The sequence below is a fragment of the Caulobacter sp. GW821-FHT11E11 genome, assembly GCF_058808315.1.
Map to the genome: position 1 here is coordinate 291,570 of NZ_JBXARO010000004.1, position 20,453 is coordinate 312,022.

Here is a 20,453-nt window from a genome sequence, read left to right on the forward strand (position 1 = left end):
ACTAGTACTTCACGCGGACGCCGAACTGGATACGGCGATCGTTGCGGATCCAACCCGTGTCCTTGACGACCGGCTTGGCGTTGGGCGTCAGGCCGCTGTCGCCGAACACCTGCTGCTGGAACACCGAGGTGGTGTTGAGCAGGTTCGACGCTTCCATCGACACCTCGACCTTGTCGTTGACCGACCAGCGGATCGACCCGTCCAGATAGCCGGCGGCCTTCTGGTAGATCGGCATGCCGATGCAGCAGTCGAGGTTGTTGGTCAGGAACTTGGACCGCCAGTTGTAGGCCAGGCGCATCGCGATCGGGCCTTTCTCGTACAGGCCCACGATGTTGTAGGCGTTGTCCGAGATGCCGGCGAGGCGGTGGCTGTCCATGACCTGGCCGTTGACCTGCAGGCCGCCGCCGAAGGCGACGGTGCCGCCGGCCGCGTAGCCCGGCTGGTTGGCGAGGTTGGAGTTGCTGATCCCCGACTGCTTGGTGTGGGTCCAGTTGGCCTGGACGCCCAGGCCGCTCCAGATCCCCGGCAGGAAGTCGAAGAAGGTCTGGTAGGCCAGTTCGAAGCCCTTCAGCTCGCCGCCGCCATTGCCGTTGCGCGGACCGCGCACCAGCACGTTCTGGGTCGAGCCGTTATTGGTGAACTCCCGCAAGAACTCGCCATAAGCGATGCTGCCGTTCAGCTTCTTGTAGAACACCGCCGCCGTCAGCGAGCTCGAGGCCGTGAAGTAGTTCTCATAGGTGACGTCGAACTGGTCGGCGGTGATCGGCTTGAGGGCCGCGTAGCCGGAGTCGGCGTTGAACTGGAAGTTATAGCCCTTGACGTTGGCCGCGGTGCGCGGAGCGTTCGGGTCGTTCCAGATGATGTACGGCGAGTCCGGACCGGTGTTGATGGCCGGGCTCTGGACGCCGACATAGTTGCGCAGCAGGCCAAAGTCCGGACGCGACAGGGCGCGCGAGGCGGCCAAGCGGACGAACTGCTTGTCGGTCAGGCCGAAGCGGACGTTGAAGCTGGGCAGCCAGTTGTCGTGCTTCTGGCCATAGTCGTTCAGCGACGAGCCGCCGTTCGAGAAGGCCAGCAGCTCGGGCTTCAGCCAGCACGAGATGTTGGTGACGTTGTTGCCCGACAGCGGCGTGGAGCACGGGATCGCGGCCGCGGTCGTGTACCAGGTGTTGACCGGGAAGGCGACGCCGCCCGAGCTCTGGACGTCGGTGCGGACGAAGCGGATGCCGACATTGCCCTGCACGGTGACGCCGTCGAAGATCGTCTTGTCGTCGCCGCCAAAGCGCAGCATCGCGTAGGCCGCCTTGGTCTTCTCCTGCACCTTCAGCATCTCGGGCGGAATGAAGCAGCCCTCGGTGTTGGCGGCGCGCTCGCACAGCGGGGTCCACTGCATGGGCGAGTTGGTGGTCTTGCCCGACAGCGCCTTGATCAGCCCGTCGTGGTCGGCCAGCGTGTCCTTGCTGAGGAACACCAGGTCGCCGTTCGGGAAGACCTTGCCGTTGTAGAAGTCGTCGAGGCCGGTCGAGGTCCAGATGCCCGCGCCGTAGCCCTTGAAGGTGTCGGTGCGACCGCAGGCGGCCGGGTACGGGGTCGGCGCGGTGTTGTCGATGTTGAAGCCCGGGCCGTTACAGTTCCACGGCGCGGCCACCGGCGACCAGTTGTAGGTCGAGTAGCGGACGTTCTGCTTGCGGTCGGCGAAACGCACGCCCACCTTCAGGGAGTTCAGCCAGCCGCCGCCCCCGAAGCTGTATTCGGCGTCGCCGCGCAGGGCCAGTTCCTTGGCGTCGTTGTCCTCGTAGTGGTCCTGGATGAACGGGATCCAGTAGTTGTGCGGGTTGGCCAGGCCCCCCGGCGCATAGTTGACGTTCGAGCCCGGCAGCAGGGTGATCTGCGGCGTGCCGTCCTTGTTCACCGCGTACTTGGCGTCGGCCATCGTGCGGTTGGCGACCAGGATGTCGTAGTTGTTGGTGTCGGCCTTGATGTACTGGCTGTCGAAGCTGGTCTTCAGGTTCTCGCTGACATCCCAGTCGAGATGCATCGAGAAGTCCTTGGTGCCCTCGGAGTGGTTGAAGTTCCGGGCCTGGTTCTCGATGTAGAGGCCTTGGCGCTGGGTAGCGCAGGTCGCGCCGGCGCCGCAGTAGTTGACGAACGGCAGGCCGGCGACGGCCGAGCCGCGCGCGATGTTGTCGGCGGTGCTGCCGCCCCAGTCGCCGGTCGGCTGGGTGATCACACCCGAGGTCAGCATGCCGTCGGCGCCGAAGGTGAAGGCGGGCGTGCCCTGGGCCGGGGCCAGGAAGGCCGTGGTCTGCGGCGAGAAGGCCGGCGATGCCCACAGGCCAAAGCCCACCACGTTCACGCTGCGCTCGAGCCAGGCGTTCTTGTAGTAGCTGTCGTTGTACTGGGCCGTGAAGCGGACGTTGCCTTCGTTGTTCTCGTACTGGAAGGCCAGCGCCGTGCCATGGCGCTTACGGTCGTAGACGACCTGCGAGTAGTTGACCTGGTCGGGGATGAACACCCAGCTCGACCCGCCGTACGGGTTGGCCGTACAGGCGATCGTGCCGTCCGACTTGACGATGGGCTTGCCCGAAGCGTCCTGGTAGCCGGCCGAGCAGAACGTGCCCAGGCGCTGCATGACCACGCCTTCGGTCTGGGTCAGGACGTGCGAGTTGGCGTAGTTGGCCATCAGGCCGATCCGGCCGATGCTGGTGTCCCAGCTGTCGGAGATGATGCCCGAATACTCGTAGGTGACCTTCTCGGACTTGTCGCCGTAGTTGGCCTTGCCGGTGAGCGAGATCACCCGGTTCTTGCTGTCGAACGGCAGGCGGGTGCGCAGGTTGACCGTGCCGGCGATGCCGCCCTCGATCATCTCGGCCGTCTGGTTCTTGTAGCTGTCGACGCCGGCCATCAGCTCGGGCGAGATGTCGTTGAAGTTCAGGCCGCGATTGGCGTCGGCCGAGAAGCTGTCACGGCCGTTGAACTCGGTGCGCACCTGGGTCAGGCCGCGGATCAGCACGCTGGCCGGCTCGGCCGAGAAGTGCGAGCTGTCGTCGCTGGACTGCAGGCGCGAGACGGTGATGCCGGGGACGCGCTGCAGCGCCTCGGCCACCGACTTGTCGGGGAACGCCCCGATGTCGGTCGCGGTGATCGAGTCGACCACCGTGTCGGAATTCTTCTTGATGTTCTGCGCGGTCTCCAGCGACTTGCGCACGCCCACCACGACGACCTCGTCGACGGTGTCGGCCGGATCGCTCTTGGCGGTTGCCTGCGCATAGGCTTGACCGGCAACGCCGAGCGCGCACAGCGCCACCAGCGAAACAGTCCCCCGCAGGACGGTCTTCCGGCCTGGGCCGAAATCGATCTTCCTCATCCCTCTGCTCCCTAACGTCTTGATCGCCCGCGCCTGAACCGCGGGTCTCGCTGTCGTTTCGCGCCCGCCCACCGATCGAGTCGGGCGCGTGGCTCGCTTGTTTTTCGTTGGTCTTCAAATGGCCCGGTCGCGGTCGTGATCGCGTACCTGGGCGCCTGCCACCCGCGCCCTACGGCGCCAGATCCCTCCTCCGTTCCCCCCGGCGCCCCGCGCGCCGCCCTCGAAAGATCGCTTCACGCAATTTTTGCGTAATTCGTGGCCTCGGCGATGGCGCTAAGCCATCGGTCGCGGCGCCACCGCGCTTCCGTGTTGCGTCGTTTTTGCGCGAATTTGCGCGCCTTGCAATAGCAGCGTTACGGAAATTTACGCAAAAAGCCGCGCAAAGACACGCAATATCCTTGCCCAGCAAGGGTTTGCGACCCGTGTTACGCAAAATGGTTGCGCAAATTTTGCGTTGAGTTGATAGTGACGCTCGATGAAGGGGCTCACCGCAATCGGACGCAAGACCAGCGCCGCTTCCGCCACGCGCGGGAGAGGCTCAGCCGCGCTCTGCGTGGTCGCAGACGGTCAGGGCCAGGACGGCCGCGACGGCGAAGGCGCCGCCGGCCAGGGCCAAAGCCAAGATCGCCTGGCCGCCCAGCACGCGGGCGACCAGCGGGCCCAGCAGGGTCGCGGCCACCATCTGGGGGATCACCAGAAACAGGTTATGGATGCCCATATAGACGCCCATCTTGCCGGGCGGCACGGCGCTGGAGAGCATGGCGTAAGGGGCCGACATGATCGACGCCCAGGCCAAGCCGATGCCGACGATCGGAACCCACAGCAGCACCGGATCGTCGATCAGCACGAAGCCGGCGAAGCCCGCCGCGCCCAGGGCGAGGCAGATGGCGTGGCTGGCGGGCCGCCCGACCCGACGGGCCAGCAGCGGCAGGGCCAGGGCCGCCAGGGCCGCCACGCCGTTATAGCCGGCGAACAGCACCCCCACCCAGTCCGCGCCGGTGTTGTAGGCGGCGGAAGACGTGTCGACGGTGTCGTAGTGGCGCGCGGTCACCGCCGGGGTGGCGTAGATCCACAGGGCGAACAGGCCAAACCAGGTGAAGAACTGGACCACCGCCAGGCGCTTGAGCACCTGCGGCATGTGGACGATGTCCTCGACCACTTCCAGCAGGCCGACCGACGTCTGGCCCCGGCCGCGCTGCCAACTGGTCGCCAACTGGGCCAGGCCGAAGATCAGGGCCAGGATCGCCAGCACATAGATCTCGCGCCCCCAGTGGCCGAGGAAGGCGCACAGGGCCACGACGACCGCGCCCGCCATCCACAGCAGGCCACTGTTGCGCATCCAGACCACGGTCTCGGGCGAGGGCGTGCGAACCGCAATGGCCGGCGCGCCCGAGGCCAGGCGCTCGGGCGGGGTCTCGGTGGTAGTGAACACGGTCCACAGCACCGCGACCATCAGGCCGGCGGCCCCGACATAGAAGGCCGCGTGCACGGACGGCGGCAGCACGCCCGGCGCGGCTTGGCTCGAAACGCCGAAGCCGTGCGACAGCAGCCACGGCAGGGCCGAGGCGAACACCGCCCCCGCGCCGATGAAGAACACCTGCATGGCGAAGCCCGCCGTGCGCTGCTCGTTGGGCAGGGAGTCGGCGACGAAGGCCCGGAACGGCTCCATGGCGACATTGATCGAGGCGGTCAGCAGCCACAGCGCCAGGCTGGCGGTGACCACGGTCGGCGCGTTGGGCATCAGCACCAGGGCGATGGCGGTCACGATCGAGCCGTACAGCAGATAGGGCCGACGGCGCCCCAGCCGGCCCCAGGTCCGGTCGCTCAAGTGGCCGATGACAGGCTGCACCAGCAGGCCCGTGATCGGCGCGGCAATCCACAGGATGGCCAGTTCGTTGACGTCCGCGCCCAGGGTCTGGAAGATCCGGCTGGTGTTGACGTTCTGCAGGCCCCACACGATCTGCACGCCGAACAGGCCACAGCACATGTTCCAGATCTGAAGGAAGCTGAGGCGGGCCTTGGCCGGCGGCGCGGTCACGGCCGCGCCCGCAAGGTCTTGCGGCTCTCCTGGCAAAGCTTCCGTTTCCCCCGGCCTTACGGCCTTATTCTTGTTAGCTAGAGCGCGATGGCCAACGATAACAGCAACAACATCACGCTTGAAGACCTGGCGGCAATCGCTGGGGTTTCGGTCTCGACGGTGTCGCGGGCGCTGAACGATCACCATTCGATCAGCACCAAGACCAAGCAGAAGATCTGGACCCTGGCCAAGGAGCGCGGCTACTCGTTCCGCCGCTACATGCCGGCCGCGCCGATCGGGGCCGAGGGCGCGATCGCCATCGTCATGCCGCGCACCCACGGCCGCCCGCTGCCGCTGTCGCACCCGTTCTTCCTGGAGCTGCTGGCCAATATCGGCGAGGCCGCCCGCGACCGTGGCTGCGACTTCACCGTCAGCCACACCGCCCCGGCCAACTATGACGACCTCTATCTGGCCGCCACCGCCAGCCGGGCCAATGGCACGATCTTCCTGGGCCAAGGCGACCTGCACGAAGCCTTCAACCAGCTGGCCGCCACCGACGCCCGCTTCGTGGTCTGGGGCGCCCAGCTGCCGGGCCAGAAATACTGCTCGATCGGTTCGGACAACGTCCTGGGCGGCCGCCGCGCGACGCTTCACCTGGCGCGCCTGGGCCGCAAGCGGATCGTGTTCCTGGGTGAGACCCACCCCGAAGCGGCCCAGCGCCGCGAAGGCTATCTGGACGCCCTGCGCGAAAGCGGCCTCGAGCCCGAGCCGTCCCTGGTGCTGCCGGTCGATTTCGAGATGGAGTCGGCCGAGGCCGCCGTCAGCCGCCTGCTGCGCCGCGGCGCGACCTTCGACGCCATCTTCGCCTCGTCCGACCTGATCGCCCTGGGCGCCATCCGCGCTTTGCAGCGCGCCGGCATACGCGCGCCGGAGGACGTCTCGGTGGTCGGCTATGACGACATGCTGCTGAGCCGCCTATCAACCCCGGCGCTCAGCACTATCAAGCAGGACACCTCCAAGGCCGGTCGCCTGCTGGTCTCGCGCATCCTCGACCAGGACGGCGACCACGACCCCGAGACGCTGCCGACCGACCTGATCGTCCGGGAGTCGTGTGGGGGCTAGAACCAGCCCGCGTCCTTCAGAACCGGCGCATGGGTCCGGCTGACCGGCGCTTCCAGGCCGCCGGCCAGGCGGACTTCGCCCGCGCCGCGTCGCCAGCGCACGCCTTCGACGGCTTCGGCCGCAACCCACCACGAGCGGTGGACGCGCCAGCCGTGGACCTTGGCCAACTCGTCCAGGGCGTCGGCGAACCGCAGGGTGATCAGTTCCTCGCCGGCGTCGGTGTGGACCTTGAGGTAGTGGTCGTGGGCCTCGACGGCGATCAGCCTCGCGCCGCGACGCTTGGCCGACAGGCGCTTGCGGAAGGCGGCTTCGGCCTCGGGCAGGGGCGGTTCGACGACGGTGCGGGTCTCTATCCGGTGCGGCCTTGGGATCCAGACCAGGGCGCGCACGGCCATCACGGCCAGGGCGATCGGGAACACCTGTGGCAGCAGCTTCCAGACGGCGCTCCAGCTGTATCGATCGTGGAAGATGACGACCGAGCAGGTCATCACCAGCAGAGTCGACAGCGGCGTCATCAACGCCGAGACCACAGCCACGCGCGACCAAGTTGCCGGCAGACGCCGCGCCAGCAGGTGATCCAGCGCGACGCCGATCACGCCGCTGCCGACCATGCAGGCCATCCAATAGACGTAGCCGCGTAGCAGCGGCCTGCCCTCGGTTCCGAAGGGCCCGAGGAAGCCCATCAAGAGGCCCATGGCGACCAACATCGCCAGGTCGACCACCCATCGCCGGCTCGTGTTCAGGCCTTGCCCCATCTCGCGATCCCGTTCGCGCAGCCCCGGCGCCATTCGCGAAGCAAGGCCTAGCGAGCCGGGACGATCGCCGCAACGACGTTCGGCGAGACCAGCCTTGAGGATCCGCCGTGACCGCCACCGCCTCTACCCCGACCGCCTGGCCCGCCCGCGTCTTCTGGCTGCTGGCCGCCGCGTTGTGCATCGGCGTCGCCGGCTATTCGGCCCGCTACCTGCTGCATCCGCCGACCACGCCGGCCCAGGCCCTGGGCAATCCGCTAGGCGTGCCGTGGCTCGTGGTCCACATCGCTGGCGCGGTCACCGCCCTGGTCCTGGGCTCGTTGCAGTTCCTGCCCGTGCTGCGCCGCGCCGGAGCGCATCGCTGGATCGGCCGGACCTATGTACTGGGCTGCCTGGTCGGCGGCGTGGCGGGACTGATCCTGGCGCCCGGCTGCAAGGCCGGCCCGATCGCCTCGGCCGGGTTCGGCAGCCTGGCAGTGCTGTGGATCGCCGTGAACCTGCTGGGCTGGCGGGCGGCGCTGCAAGGCCGCTTCGCCGAGCATCGCCGCTGGATGATCCGCTCGTGGGCCCTGACCCTGGCGGCAGTCACCCTGCGGCTTTACCTGCCGGCGGTCCTGATGCTCGACCTGCCATTCCTGCCCTGGTACCGCGCCATCTCGTTCCTGTGCTGGGTTCCCAACCTGGCGATCACCGAGGTTTGGCTGCGCGCCCGCATAAAGTGAAACGTTTTTTCTTATTCAATCTTGACATGGAATTTGGCTTCCATACACCTGTCCTCATAATCAAGGCGATGCCCAAGCATCCGATAATTTAGGACGAGGACCCCATGACCCGCCCCCTGCCCTCGCGCCGGCGTTTCTTCGGTCTGGCGGCCGGGGCTGGAGTCGTCCTGCTCGGCGCCTGCCATCGCGGGGGCAACGAAGCCGAGGTCGTGGTCAGCTTCAACGACCTGTCGCAGCCGTTCTTCGTGGCCATGCGCCGCGAGCTGGAAGACGAGGCGAGCAAGCTGGGCGTCAAGGTCCAGGTGCTGGACGCCCAGAACAACTCCTCCAAGCAGATCGCCGACCTGGAAGCGGCCGCCGTCCAAGGCGCCAAGGTGGTGATCGTTGCCCCGACCGACTCCAAGGCCCTGGCGACGGCCGCCGACGAGCTGGCCCAGCAGGGCGTGGCGGTGATCTCGGTCGACCGCAACATCGCCGGCGCCAAGGCGCCCGTCCCGCACATCGGAGCCGACAACGTGGCCGGCGGCCGCGCCATGGCCGATTGGGTCGTGAAGACCTATCCGGCCGGCGCCAGCGTGGTGGTGATCACCAACGACCCCGGCAGCTCCAGCTCGATCGAGCGGGTCAAGGGCGTGCACGAGGGCCTGGCGGCCGGCGGCGCCAACTTCAAGATCGTCACCGAGCAGACCGCCAACTCCAAGCGCGACCAGGCCCTGACCGTAACCCAGAACGTGCTGACCTCGCTGCACGAGACGCCGCCCGACGTGATCCTGTGCCTGAACGACGACATGGCCATGGGCGCGCTGGAGGCCGTGCGCGCCGCCGGCTTTAGCGCCGACAAGATCAAGGTGCTGGGCTTCGACGCCATCCCCGAGGCCCTGGCCCGCATCAAGGCCGGCGAGATGGTCGCCTCGGTCGAGCAGAATCCCGGCCAGCAGATCCGCACCGCCCTTCGCCAAGCGGTCGACAAGATCAGGACCGGCGCCGCGCCCAAGAGCGTCAGCCTGATCCCCGTGCTGATCACCAAGGACAACCTGGCGCAGGCCTCGCGCATCGCCGAGGTGAAGTAGGCCGCCATGACGCTGCTGGACGTCAGCCAGGTCAGCAAGCGCTTCCCCGGCGTGCTGGCCCTCGACCAGGTCCGGCTGCAGGTCGGACAGGGCGAGGTCCACGCCCTGCTGGGCGAGAACGGCGCGGGCAAATCGACCCTGATCAAGATCCTGTCGGCGGCCCACGCGGCCGACGGCGGCGTGGTGACCTTCGACAACCAGGCGCTGGATCCGCGCGACGCGCCCCTGCGCCGCCAGCAGCTGGGCATCGCCACGATCTACCAGGAGTTCAACCTGTTCCCCGAGCTCAGCGTCGCGGAGAACATGTTCCTGGGCCGCGAGCCCAAACGGCTGGGCCTGATCGATTGGCGCCAGCTGCGCCGCGACGCCCAGGCGCTGCTGAGCGAACTGGGCCTGCCGCTGGATCCGGACGACACCGTCCGCCGCCTGACCGTGGCCGAGCAGCAGATGGTCGAGATCGCCAAGGCGATGACCCTGAACGCCCGGCTGATCATCATGGACGAGCCGACCGCCGCCCTCTCCAGCCGCGAGGTCGACCGCCTGCACGCCATCATCGCCGGCCTGAAGGCGCGCGGCGTCAGCGTCATCTATGTCTCGCACCGCCTGGCCGAGGTGAAGGCCATGTGCGACCGCTACACGGTGATGCGTGACGGTCGCTGGGTGGCCAGCGGCGACGTCGCCGACGCCACGGTCGACGACATGGTCCGGCTGATGGTCGGCCGCTCCGTCGAGTTCGCCCGCCGCGCCCGTTCGGGTCCGCCCGGCCGCGTGGTGTTGAAGGTCGAGAAGGTCACACCGCGCCAACCGCGCGTTTCGGCGCCCGGCTACCTGGAAGACGTCAGCCTGGAGGTCCGGGCCGGCGAAATCGTGGGCTTGGCGGGTCTGGTCGGCGCTGGCCGCACGGACCTTGCCCGGATGATCTTCGGCGCCGACGCCATCGCTTCGGGCTCCATCCATCTGGACGACAAGCCGCTGAAGCTGAAATCGCCGCGCGACGCCATGCGGGCCGGGATCATGCTGGTGCCCGAGGACCGCAAGCAGCAGGGCTGCTTCTTGGATCACTCCATCCGCCACAATCTGAGCCTGCCGGCCCTCAAGCCGCTCAGCGCCCTGGGCCAGTGGGTCGACGAGACGGCCGAGCGCGGCCTGGTCGAGACCTATCGCCAGAAGCTGCGCATCAAGATGGCCGACCAGGAGACCGCGATCGGCAAGCTGTCGGGCGGCAACCAGCAGAAGGTGCTCCTGGGCCGCTCCATGGCCCTGGCCCCGCGCGTGCTGATCGTCGACGAGCCCACCCGCGGCATCGACATCGGCGCCAAGGCCGAGGTGCACCAGGTGCTGTCGGACCTGGCCGCCCAGGGCGTGGCGATCGTCGTCATCTCGTCCGAGCTGGCCGAGGTCCTGGCCGTCAGCGACCGGATCGTCGTCTTCCGCGAAGGCGCGATCGTCGCCGACCTCGACGCCGAAGCGGCCACCGAAGAGGGCCTGATGGCCTATATGGCGACCGGTCTCGGCGCGCCATCAGGAATGGAACACCGTCCGCAATGACCGCCTCCCCGACCCTCGACCCGGCCGTCCCGCATCAGGCCGCGCCGCCGCCCAGCAAGCGCTTTGACCTGCTGGCCTTCGCGCGCAAGCACCGGACGATCCTGTTCCTGCTGCTGCTGATCGCCGTGTTCGGGAGCGTCAACGAGCGCTTCCTCACCCTGCGCAACGCCCTGAACATCCTCAGCGAGGTATCAATCTACGGGATCATCGCGGTGGGCATGACCTATGTGATCCTGATCGGCGGCATCGACGTGGCGGTCGGCTCGCTGCTGGCCTTCGCGTCGATCGCGGCGGCCTATGTGGTGACGGCCCTCGTCGGCGACTCGCCGGCCGCCTGGCTGGTCGCCCTGGCCGTCTCCAGCCTGGTCGGCCTGGTCGGCGGGCTGATCCAGGGCAAGGCGGTGACCTGGCTGCACGTGCCGGCCTTCATCGTCACCCTGGGCGGCATGACCGTCTGGCGCGGCGCGACCTTGCTGCTGAACGACGGCGGGCCGATCTCGGGCTTCAATGACGCCTATCGCTGGTGGGGCACAGGACAGATCCTGTTCGTGCCCGTGCCGATCGTGATCTTCGCCCTAGTCGCGATCGCGGGCCACGTGGTGCTGCGCTACACGCGCTACGGTCGGCAAGTCTATGCCGTCGGCGGCAATGCCGAGGCCGCGCGGCTGTCGGGGGTGAATGTCGATTTCATCGTCACCAGTGTCTATGCGGTGATCGGCGCCCTGGCCGGCCTGTCGGGCTTCCTGCTGTCGGCGCGCCTGGGCTCGGCCGAGGCCGTGGCCGGCACGGGCTACGAGCTGCGGGTCATCGCCTCGGTGGTGATCGGCGGGGCCAGCCTGACCGGCGGCTCGGGCAATGTCGGCGGCACCATCCTGGGCGCCCTTCTGATAGGCGTCCTGTCTAACGGTCTGGTCATCCTGCACGTCACCTCGTACTTCCAGCAGGTGGTGATCGGCTTGATCATTGTCGCCGCGGTCGCCTTCGACCACTACGCGCGGACCCACAAGGCCTAGCGGCCAGTACAGTCAGGATGGCGCCGATGCGTTCCTTTCGAGCCCTTCTCCTCGGCGCGGCCATGCTCGCCCTGCCGCTCTCCGCGCACGCGCAGTCGGACCTGATCGCCAAGGTCGATCCGTTCGTCGGCACCGACGGCGGCGGGGTCACCGGCGGCAACACGGTGCCGGGCGCGGGCGTGCCGTTCGGCTTCGTGTCGCTGAGCCCCGACACCACCAATGCCGACACCCACGGCTACGACTCCAAGAGCCCGATCATGGGCTTTTCCTACACCCACGTCAGCGGCACCGGCGGCTCGGGCAAGTACGGCAACTTCCGCGTCACGCCCTCGGTGGGGCCGCTGCGGGTCAACCACCTGCACTTTGGCAAGACCAACGAACGCGCCGCGCCCGGCTACTACGCCGTGGGCCTGGGCAACAGCGACGCCGAGCGCATCGAGGTCGAGCTGACCGCCTCGCGCCGGGTCGGCTTCCAGCGCCTGACCTATCCCGCCGCTGCCGACAGCCAGCTGATCTTCGACGTCAGCTCGGTGATCGCCATGCGCGGCCGTGGCCAGCGGGTGCGGCTGGCAAAGGTCCAGCTGATCGACGACCACACCCTGGCTGGCGAGGTCACGGTCGAAGGCGGCTGGAACCCCGCGCCCTACACCCTCTATTTCCACGCGGTCACCGACCGTCCGGCCAAGGCCTTCGGGTCGTGGAAGGCGGGCCAAGGCTGGATGGAGACCAAGCCCGGCGTCGGCGCCAGCGAGGGCGGCGTCCAGGTCAAGAGCGCAGAGAACCGCCAGGGCCTGATGATCGAGTACGACACCGAGCGCGAGTTCTCCAACCGCCTCGGCGCCTGGCTGACCTTCGACACCACGGCGAACCGCCAGGTCCAGATGAAGCTGGCCGTGTCGTTCATCAGCGCCGACCAGGCCCGCGCCAACCTGGCCGAGGAGATGCCTGGCTGGGACTTCGACGCCTGTCGCAAGGCGGCCGAGGTCCAGTGGGGCGAGGCGCTCTCCAAGATCAAGGTCGAGGGCGGCAGCGACGAGCAGCAGCGGATCTTCTATTCCGCCCTCTACCGTTCCCACACCATGCCGCACGACCTCAGCGGCGAGAACGTCTGGTGGACATCCGACGAGCCGCACTACGAGGACTTCTACACCCTGTGGGACACGTTCCGGACGCTGCATCCGCTGCTGACGGTGATCCAGCCGCAGCGCCAGCGCGACATGCTCCGCTCCCTGATCGACACCTACAAGCACACTGGCTGGATGCCCGACTCGCGGATCGCGGGGGCCAACGGCATGACCCAGGGCGGCTCGAACGGCGACATCCTGGTGGCCGACGCCGTGGTCAAGACGCTGGGCGGCTTCGACCTGCCCCTGGCCTACGAGGCGCTGCGCAAGAACGGCGAGGTCGACAGCGACCAGCCCTTCATCCAGGGCCGGGTGCTGAAGGACTATCTGAAGCTGGGCTATGTGCCCTTCACCCAGACCCGCTCGGCCTCGCGGACCCTGGAATACGCCTATGACGACTACGCGATCGGCGTGGTGGCCAAAGCCCTGGACAAGACCGAAGACGCCAAGCGCTACCTGGCCCGCAGCGGCAATTGGAAAAACATCTGGGACGACAAGCTGGGCTGCGTGCATCCCCGCTATCCGAACGGTGACTGGGTCGAAAACTACAGCTGCACCTACGAATATCCCGACCGCTCAGGGCCGTGGTGGGACGCGGTGTTCTACGAGGGCAACGCGCTGCAGTACTCGACCTATGTCCCGCAGGACGTGGCCGGGCTGATGGCCAAGATGGGCGGCGCCCAGGGCTTCGTGACCTGGCTGGACCATCTGTTTGACGGCCACTACTCGCAGGGCAACGAGCCCGACATCCTGGCGCCGTATCTCTACATCCACGCCGGCCGGCCCGACCGCACCGACGAGATCGCCCGCACGCTGATGGCCAAGCACTACAGGCTGAGCCGCACGGGTCTGCCGGGCAATGACGACGCCGGGGCGATGAGCAGCTGGTATGTCTGGAACGCCATCGGCCTCTACCCGAACGCCGGCCAGCCCTACTACTACATCGCCTCGCCGCTGTTCACGCGTAGCGCCATCGCGCTGGAGGGCGGCAAGACCTTCGAGGTGTCGGCTCCGGCGACCTCGGAAACCAACCGCTACGTCACGGCCGCCAGGCTGAACGGCAAGGTCATCGACCGCGCCTGGATCACCCACGACGAACTGGCCAAGGGCGGGGTGCTGGAACTGACCATGGGCCCCAAGCCGACCGGCTGGGCGACGACCTTCACGCCGCCGCCCAACGGCCAGTAGCTAGCGCAGGCGGTATAGACCCGAGCCGTGCAGTGGGAGCTGGACGGCGAACCGTCCGGCCGCCTTGCCGATGTCGCTGCGGTTCCAGAGATCGCGCACAGCGACCGAGGCCGGCAGGCCCGCCGCCTTGAGGTCGACGCTCACCTCGCGGGGTTTGCCGCCGGTGTTGAAGAGGGCCAGGTACGCATCGCCATTGGCCGCCTTGGCGGTCCAGACGCGGATGCCGTCCTCGACGAAATGCGGGCGGTTGCCGCTCGAGGCCTGGTTCACGGCCAGCACCTCGGGATTGGTCAGTAGCGCCTTGGTCGGCGCGCCCAGGTGGCGCAGGTCGCCGCCCATGATCAGCGGCGAGCGAGCGATCGACCACAGGGTCATCAGGGTGCGCTGTTCGTCGGGCGTGAACTTGGTGTCGCGATCGCCCAGGGCCAGGCGGCCCAGCGGCAGCATGTCGGCGTCGGGCCAGCCGCCATCGCCGATATAGGGCGACCAGTTCTCCAGCCGGGTGAACTGGGCCTCCAGCATCTTCCACTCATCCCAGAAGTCGTCGGAGATGCGCCACATCTGAGCGTGGGCCTTGGCGTGGGCGCCGCGCACGACCGGGGTCTCGCCCGGCGACATCGACAGGATCATCGGCCGGCCCGTGCGGACGATGGCGCGGTGGATGCCCTGGATTTCGGCCGCGTGGGCGTCGTAGGGACGCGACAGGTCGTCGACCTTGACGAAGTCCACGCCCCACGACGCCAGCAGCTTGAAGACGCTGTCGTAATAGGCCTGGGCGCCGGGCCTGCTCATGTCGACCCCGTACATGTCGGGGTTCCAGGAGCAGACGCTTCGCCGGTCGACGATGTCGGCGATGGCGATGTTGGTCCCCACGACTTTCAGGTCCCGCTCGACCGCCAGGCGCGGGGCGCCGCGCATCAGGTGGACGCCAAAGCGCAGCCCCTGGGCATGCACCTTGTCAGCCAGCGGCTTGAAGCCCTTGCCGCCGGCGCTGGACGGGAAGCGGTTCGGGGCCGGCAGCAGCCGGCCGTGATCGTCCATCGTCGGGACGGGCGTCTTGGCATATTCGTAGCTGCTGGCGCCGGGCTCGTACCACTGGATGTCGACGGTCAGGATGTCGTAGCCGGCCGGCAGAAGCTCGCGGGCCATGATCGCCGCCTGCTCCAGGGTCTGGGCCTCGGTGATCGTGGTGGCGAAGCTGTTCCAGCTGTTCCAGCCCATCGGCGGGGTCGGGGCCAGCAGCGGCGTCTTCTTCGGCGCGCGCTTCTTGGTCGCCGCGGCGGCGGGCAGGGCGGTGAGCGCGGCGGAAGCGCCCAAGAGGCCGCGGCGGCTGAGGGTCGAGGTCATCGGCGGCGCTCCTAATGGTTCTCGTGGGTGGCGACGACTTCGGGGGTGACCAAGCGCAGCTGGTCCAGCCCGACACGGCCGGTGCGCGCCGTGACGGTGACCGTATGGCGGCCGGGCGTCAGCACCGGACCGGCGGTCGCCTTCAGCAGGTTGTCGAGCACGCCCTGCGCCCAGGCCGGCGAGCCCACGGCGCGGGGCCAACGCACGCGCTGGGGCGCGGCGCCGTCGAGGCTGACATCGACCTCGATCTGCTGGGCCTGGCCGTCGGGGAAGATCGGCAGCACGCCCAGCTGGACGCTGCGGTCTTCTGCGGCGACGTCGAGATTAAAGCTCAGCACCGCGCCCGGCGCGTCGGCGATCATCACGCCCTTGCCGCGCCCGACACCCTCGACCAGCCGCCAGCCGGCGTTGGTCGTGAAGGCCTCGGCCTCCGTGATCGGCGAGTTGGCCGGCGCATTGCCGTCGACCACCGCCAGGAACTTGGCCGGATCGCTGATCAAGCCGCCGCCCGGCATCGGCACCGGGCGGGCGCGATAGATGCGCCACTGGCTGTCGGCCGGCTCTTCCGGCATCAGCCAGCGCCATTTTCCGTCGGCGACTTGGTTGTTGAACTTGTCGGTCAGGGCCGTGATCTCGGCCTGGGCCTCGACCGCCGCGCCGCCGGCCGAGCGGGCCATGACCTGGTTGTTGTCGATCAACTCGTTGTAGCGCTCGGCGGCGAAGAACCGGACATTGGCGGCGGCCGAGACGCGGATCGGGAACTCGACCAGCTCGAACCAGGCGTCAGCCAGGTCCGGCGGGACCTGAGCGCTGGTCGCCTTGGTCTCGGCCGCCAGCTTGCGGAAGGCGCGCAGGCGGTCATTGACCTCGTCGGGCGTGTAGTCCGACAGGTGCCGGCTCTCGGCCTTGGGCTGCCATTCCAGGTGCTCGGGACGCCGCTCGAAGTTCAGGCGATAGTAGCTGTCCATCAGCGCGGCGGTCTGGCCGGCCAGGGCGGGGCCGAAGGCGCGGCGGCTCCAGTCTTCCAGGAACTGGCGCTGGCTCTTACCCCGCCAGCGGTCGATGTCCCAGGCCATCTCCAGGAAGTGGCTGGTCCCGATCTCCGCCGGCTTGATGTCGCCGATATTGGCCACCCAGACATTGCGCGCGCCCTTGTCCCAGGCGTGGATCATCTCCTCCTGGACCAGGGCCGGCGGGGTGGTGCTGAGCCACAGATAGGACAGCGGGAAGCCCAGGTACGACAGGTGATAATAGACCCCCGCCCCGCCCTTGCGGCCGGCTTCCTGCTCGCTGGCGAACTGGCGGATGTAGCCGAAATTGTCGTCGGGCCAGACGATGGTGACGTCGTCGGGGACCTTCACGCCGGCGCGGTAGATCTCCAGCACTTCCTTGTAGGGCACGAAGATCTGCGGGACCTTCGTGACGTCGGGCGAGACGTTCTTGGCCAGCACTTCGCGCTGGTCGCTGATGATCTTGTCCAGCAGGGCGACCTTGTCCTGCATGGTCTTGGGGCCGACCATGCCGGTGTCATGGATGCCGCGCATGCCGACGGTCCAGAGGCTCTCGTAGGCCGCATTGGCCTTGGCGCGCTCTTCCCAATAGGCCTTCACGCCGTCGGGATTGGTCGCGTAGTTGAACTTGGCCGGGTCGTCCTTCCACTCGCCGACATTGTTGCGCAGCATGGCCTCGGCGTGAGACGAGCCCATGACGATGCCGTACTCCTGCGCCAGCTTGGCGTTGGCCGGGTCGTCGTTGAACGGCGCGGTCGTGTGGTGCATGGCCGGCCACAGGGTGTTGGCCTTCAAGCGCAGCAGCAGGGTGAAGATCCGGCGGTAGGTCTTCACGCCGATGTCGCCGCGCTCGGGATCGAAGGTCTTGGCCGCCCACGGATAGAGGCCCCAGTCCTCGTCATTGACGAAGACGCCCCGGTAGCGGACCGACGGCGGGCCGAAGCGATGGACGCCAGCGCGGACGAATAGCCGGTCGCGATGCTGGGGCGTGACGTCGGCCCACCAGGCCCAGGGCGAGACGCCCATGCCTTGCGCAACCTCGTAGACGCCGAAAGCCGTGCCGCGCCGGTCGCTGCCGACCACCACCAGGGCCTTGTCGACGCCGGGCAGCGGCCGGTCGACCGTGGCGATGACGAAGCTTTCCCAGGCGCCCGACAGGCGCGAGACGTCGACCTTCCTGGCCTTGACCAGCTGGTCGATCAGCGGGCTTTGGCCCAGGGTCCCGACCAGGATCGCGGTCTTGCCGGCGGGGGCCGAGGCGACGGTCGCCGACTGGCCGGTGACGGTCTTGATGTCGTCGGCCAGGTCGTCAGCGGCGTGGCGCACGACGGCGGCGTCCGCCGCGTCGACCACGATGGTGGGCGCTTTGCCGGGCTCGACGAGGACGAAACCGCCACGCGCGAGAGCGTCGCTGAAGATCGGCTCGGCCTCGATGGCCGTGCGCGAAGGCTTGGCCGCCCAGGCGCCGGTCGCAGCGCCCAGGCCCAGGGCTACGCACGCCCCCAGGGTCGCGGCTCGAACCCACTGCATCGACTATTCCTCCGACAAATACTCTTTTAGTCAAGCTAACGGACGCGGGGTCCAGATCAACGACAGTTCGATCCGTTCGCCGCGATCAGCTCGATGTCTGCGACCTGAACGGCCTGGCCCTTCGTCACCTCGAACCGGTAGCGGGCATAGGCCTTGGCCTTGAGCGCGTAGGTCTTGGTCGCGTGACGATGCTCGAACCGCTCGCCAGTCCGCGTATCGAGCGTGACCCAACGCTTGCCGTCGAAGCCGCTGAACCGCCAGGCCGTCGGGTCGGCTTCGCTGGCGCCGACGCTGACGGTGTAGGCCTTCAGGCAGGTCGCGGCCGGACGGGTGAAGGTCGCCGACTGGCCGGCCGAGGCGGTCCAGACGGTCGAGGTCTTGCCGTCGATCAAGGCCGGGACATCGGCCTGCGCTTTCAGCACCGCGCCGTCATAGGCCCACTGGCCCGGCGTCGCGCTCATCGTGAAGTCCAGCACCCCGCCGCCCAGCAGCTGGGCCTGGGAGACGAACGGCCCGGCCAGCGGCTTGCCGTTCAAGCTGGCGCTGGCGATGTAGGGCCGATCGGCGCTGGCGTTCGCGGCGCGGATCTCCAGCGTCTTGCCGCCTTCCAGGTGCAGCACGCTGCGGGGATGCCGCGGGCCATGCAGGTAGAAGAGGTCGCTGCCCAGCTTGGGGAACAGGCCCAGGCGGTTGAAGACGTAGTTGGAGCTCATCGCCCCGGCGTCCTCGTCGCCCGGATAGGCGGTGGCCGTGAAGTGCTTGAACACCTGCTCGGCCCAGTAGGACGACAGGTCCGCGCGGCCGATGGCGTGGAACAGCCAGGGCGTGGCGAATGACGGCTCGTTGGTGATGTCGATCAGGCCGGCGTCCAGGGCGTGGTTCAGGCGCTCGTTGAAGCGCACCCGTCCGCCCATGGCCTCGACCAGCCCCGGCAGGTCGTGCAGCACGCCATAGGAATAGATCCAGGCCGTGCCCTCGTAGTAGCCGACATTGTTGTGGACCTTGCCATCCCAGCCGAGCTTGGGGTCGATGTCCTGGAACTTGCCGTCCGGATAGCGCGGCATCAGGAAGCCCTGGAAGCCGTCGCTGGCGGTCTCGGGATTCCAGATCTTGCGCCAGTTCTGCGCGCGCTCGGTCAGCGCCTTGGCCTCTTCGGCCTTGCCCGCCTTGGCCGCGACCTGGGCGGCGAAGAAGTCGTTGAGCGCGAAGCCCAGGGTCGAGGAGCCCGACTTGGCGCGCTGGTTGTTCGGCTCGGGGCTGCGGTCGCCGACGCCGAAATAGCCGCTCTCCAGATAGCGCGGGCGGCGGCGCTCATAGGCGTTGAAGTGGGTCAGCCGCCAGGCGCTGTTCCAGTCGACACCCTGGGCCCCACGCAAGGCCGCCTCGCCCAGCACGTTGTCGACCTCGTCGCCGCCCTGGCCGACATGGTAGTTCTGGCCGCCGATGATCGCCGTGTCGGCCGCGCCGAACTTGTCGAAGGTGTGGATCAGCGAGTTCAGGTTGGCCGCATAGTCGCTGGGTCGTAGCACCGACATCAGCGGGAACAGCGTCCGATAGGTGTCCCACAGGGTGTAGTGGTCGTCCCAGTTCGGACGACCCAGCGCCTTGGCCGGCTGGTCCAGGCTGCGGTCCCGGGGATGGGTCGAGGCGTGGTAGAAGGCGGTGTAGAACCGCCGGGTCTCGGCGTCCGGCAGGCCCGCGACCTCGATCTCGCCCAGCCGGTCGTTCCAGGCCTTCTGCGCGCCCTGGCGGACGCGGTCGTAGTTCCAGTCGGGGATCTCGCGGTCCAGCAGGGCCTCGGCGGTCTGCGCGCTCGTGAAGGACACCGCGATCTTGACCAGCAGCGGCTTGCCGGCGGTCGTCTTGAAGGTCAGCCAGGAGCCCAGGCGCTCGTCGGCGCCGGTCTTGCCTTCGGTGGCGCCGGCGCGTCGCTCGGCCTTGTCGAAAACGCCCCAGGCGCTCGGCGCCTGGTCGAACTTGGCGACGAACCAGATGTCGATCAGGGCCGGGTTCCAGTAGCCCTTGGCCTTCACATGGCCGACGACCTTGCCCTCGCTCGGATAGAGCTTCACGTCCGCCTGGTCCGAGGCGACCAGGCCGCCGACCTTGCGGGTGATATCCAAGACCAGCTGGGCTTGGTCCGTCGTCGGAAAGTCCAGGCGATAGATCGCCGAATAGTGGGCCGGGGTGACCGCGGCGCGCACGCCGTAGCGGGCCAGGAGCACCGAATACTGGTCGGCGGCCAGGACCTCGTCGGCCTTGGGCGACAGGTGCGCGGCCTCGTCGAACTGGGCCTGCCCCACCTGGGGCGACAGCAGGAAGGTCCCGTAGGTCGTGACCCCGCCCGAGCCCTGCGAGTGCAGCTGGGCAAAGCCGCTGATCGGCTCGGCGGCGTTGTAGCCGGCGTTGCTGGGATTGGGCGTCTCGGGCGAGGGATGGATCGAGCCGTTGGGCCGGGTCGGCCCGGGAATGGTGTCGCCTTCGTTGTCGTTGCCGAGGCCGACGCTTAGGGCGGGCAGCTTGTAGAGCGCGGGATCGGGCGCGGCTTGGGCCGCCCCCGCCGCGAAGGCGGCCAGGACCAGCAAGGACGTCAAGTGCGCGCGAAGTCCCGGCATCGATGTTCTCCAACGCTCGAAAACATAG

At 68.1% G+C, this 20,453-nt stretch carries 12 protein-coding genes; 6 read left to right on the forward strand and 6 right to left on the reverse strand.

Translation table 11 applies throughout. From position 1 onward, the window contains the following. Position 1 precedes the first annotated feature (1 nt). On the reverse strand, positions 2 to 3,367 hold the full coding sequence (locus AC1RR5_RS11605; RefSeq protein ID WP_492921704.1) for a TonB-dependent receptor: 3,366 nt from the start codon (positions 3,365 to 3,367) through the stop codon (positions 2 to 4). 538 nt (positions 3,368 to 3,905) lie between these two features. Then, positions 3,906 to 5,354, reverse strand: coding sequence for an MFS transporter (locus AC1RR5_RS11610; RefSeq protein WP_492922095.1), 1,449 nt, complete (start codon positions 5,352 to 5,354; stop codon positions 3,906 to 3,908). A gap of 138 nt (positions 5,355 to 5,492) precedes the next feature. On the opposite strand from AC1RR5_RS11610, the gene AC1RR5_RS11615 reads away from it, so the two are divergent. Continuing rightward, a complete protein-coding gene (locus tag AC1RR5_RS11615) occupies positions 5,493 to 6,506 on the forward strand; it encodes a LacI family DNA-binding transcriptional regulator (RefSeq protein ID WP_492921705.1) in 1,014 nt (337 codons plus the stop codon). Here the strand turns inward: AC1RR5_RS11615 and AC1RR5_RS11620 are convergent. Then, the gene (locus AC1RR5_RS11620; RefSeq protein ID WP_492921706.1) at positions 6,503 to 7,261 is read right to left on the reverse strand and encodes a LytTR family DNA-binding domain-containing protein; all 759 of its coding nucleotides are present in this window, start codon (positions 7,259 to 7,261) and stop codon (positions 6,503 to 6,505) included. The genes AC1RR5_RS11615 and AC1RR5_RS11620 overlap by 4 nt on opposite strands. A 107-nt stretch (positions 7,262 to 7,368) precedes the next feature. Between AC1RR5_RS11620 and AC1RR5_RS11625 the strand changes: the two genes are divergently transcribed. The 5 genes from AC1RR5_RS11625 to AC1RR5_RS11645 all read left to right on the forward strand — a co-directional run bounded on the left by AC1RR5_RS11625 (position 7,369) and on the right by AC1RR5_RS11645 (position 13,923). Next, positions 7,369 to 7,980 carry a DUF2306 domain-containing protein gene (locus tag AC1RR5_RS11625; RefSeq protein WP_492921707.1) on the forward strand — a complete coding sequence of 204 codons (612 nt, stop codon included), beginning with the start codon at positions 7,369 to 7,371 and terminating at the stop codon, positions 7,978 to 7,980. Positions 7,981 to 8,084: 104 nt separating this feature from the next. Beyond that, positions 8,085 to 9,050 carry a sugar ABC transporter substrate-binding protein gene (locus AC1RR5_RS11630; protein WP_492921708.1) on the forward strand — a complete coding sequence of 322 codons (966 nt, stop codon included), beginning with the start codon at positions 8,085 to 8,087 and terminating at the stop codon, positions 9,048 to 9,050. A 6-nt stretch (positions 9,051 to 9,056) separates the two neighbouring features. After that, entirely contained in the window at positions 9,057 to 10,598 is a 1,542-nt protein-coding gene (locus AC1RR5_RS11635) for a sugar ABC transporter ATP-binding protein (protein WP_492921710.1), read from the forward strand. Next, on the forward strand, positions 10,595 to 11,611 hold the full coding sequence (locus AC1RR5_RS11640) for an ABC transporter permease (RefSeq protein WP_492921711.1): 1,017 nt from the start codon (positions 10,595 to 10,597) through the stop codon (positions 11,609 to 11,611). Before AC1RR5_RS11635 ends, AC1RR5_RS11640 begins: the two co-directional genes overlap by 4 nt. A gap of 62 nt (positions 11,612 to 11,673) precedes the next feature. Beyond that, complete coding sequence (locus tag AC1RR5_RS11645) at positions 11,674 to 13,923, forward strand: GH92 family glycosyl hydrolase (RefSeq protein ID WP_492922096.1); 2,250 nt, start codon at positions 11,674 to 11,676, stop codon at positions 13,921 to 13,923. On the opposite strand, the gene AC1RR5_RS11650 is transcribed toward AC1RR5_RS11645, so the two are convergent. Genes AC1RR5_RS11650 through AC1RR5_RS11660 form a run of 3 tightly spaced genes read right to left on the reverse strand, consistent with a single transcriptional unit; the run spans position 13,924 to position 20,425 of the window. After that, complete coding sequence (locus AC1RR5_RS11650) at positions 13,924 to 15,270, reverse strand: glycoside hydrolase family 27 protein (RefSeq protein ID WP_492921713.1); 1,347 nt, start codon at positions 15,268 to 15,270, stop codon at positions 13,924 to 13,926. Positions 15,271 to 15,281: 11 nt separating this feature from the next. Next, positions 15,282 to 17,810 carry a glycosyl hydrolase 115 family protein gene (locus tag AC1RR5_RS11655; protein ID WP_492921714.1) on the reverse strand — a complete coding sequence of 843 codons (2,529 nt, stop codon included), beginning with the start codon at positions 17,808 to 17,810 and terminating at the stop codon, positions 15,282 to 15,284. Between the two features lie 56 nt (positions 17,811 to 17,866). Next, entirely contained in the window at positions 17,867 to 20,425 is a 2,559-nt protein-coding gene (locus tag AC1RR5_RS11660) for a GH92 family glycosyl hydrolase (protein WP_492921715.1), read from the reverse strand. Between the last annotated feature and the right edge of the window lie 28 nt (positions 20,426 to 20,453).

Bases quoted from the DNA above. Each gene is read 5' to 3' on its own strand.
- AC1RR5_RS11605 (WP_492921704.1), bottom strand. From the start codon at position 3,367: ATGAGGAAGATCGATTTCGGCCCAGGCCGGAAGACCGTCCTGCGGGGG.
- AC1RR5_RS11610 (WP_492922095.1), bottom strand. From the start codon at position 5,354: ATGTGCTGTGGCCTGTTCGGCGTGCAGATCGTGTGGGGCCTGCAGAAC.
- AC1RR5_RS11615 (WP_492921705.1), top strand. From the start codon at position 5,493: ATGGCCAACGATAACAGCAACAACATCACGCTTGAAGACCTGGCGGCA.
- AC1RR5_RS11620 (WP_492921706.1), bottom strand. From the start codon at position 7,261: ATGGGGCAAGGCCTGAACACGAGCCGGCGATGGGTGGTCGACCTGGCG.
- AC1RR5_RS11630 (WP_492921708.1), top strand. From the start codon at position 8,085: ATGACCCGCCCCCTGCCCTCGCGCCGGCGTTTCTTCGGTCTGGCGGCC.
- AC1RR5_RS11635 (WP_492921710.1), top strand. From the start codon at position 9,057: ATGACGCTGCTGGACGTCAGCCAGGTCAGCAAGCGCTTCCCCGGCGTG.
- AC1RR5_RS11640 (WP_492921711.1), top strand. From the start codon at position 10,595: ATGACCGCCTCCCCGACCCTCGACCCGGCCGTCCCGCATCAGGCCGCG.
- AC1RR5_RS11645 (WP_492922096.1), top strand. From the start codon at position 11,674: ATGCTCGCCCTGCCGCTCTCCGCGCACGCGCAGTCGGACCTGATCGCC.
- AC1RR5_RS11650 (WP_492921713.1), bottom strand. From the start codon at position 15,270: ATGACCTCGACCCTCAGCCGCCGCGGCCTCTTGGGCGCTTCCGCCGCG.
- AC1RR5_RS11655 (WP_492921714.1), bottom strand. From the start codon at position 17,810: ATGCAGTGGGTTCGAGCCGCGACCCTGGGGGCGTGCGTAGCCCTGGGC.
- AC1RR5_RS11660 (WP_492921715.1), bottom strand. From the start codon at position 20,425: ATGCCGGGACTTCGCGCGCACTTGACGTCCTTGCTGGTCCTGGCCGCC.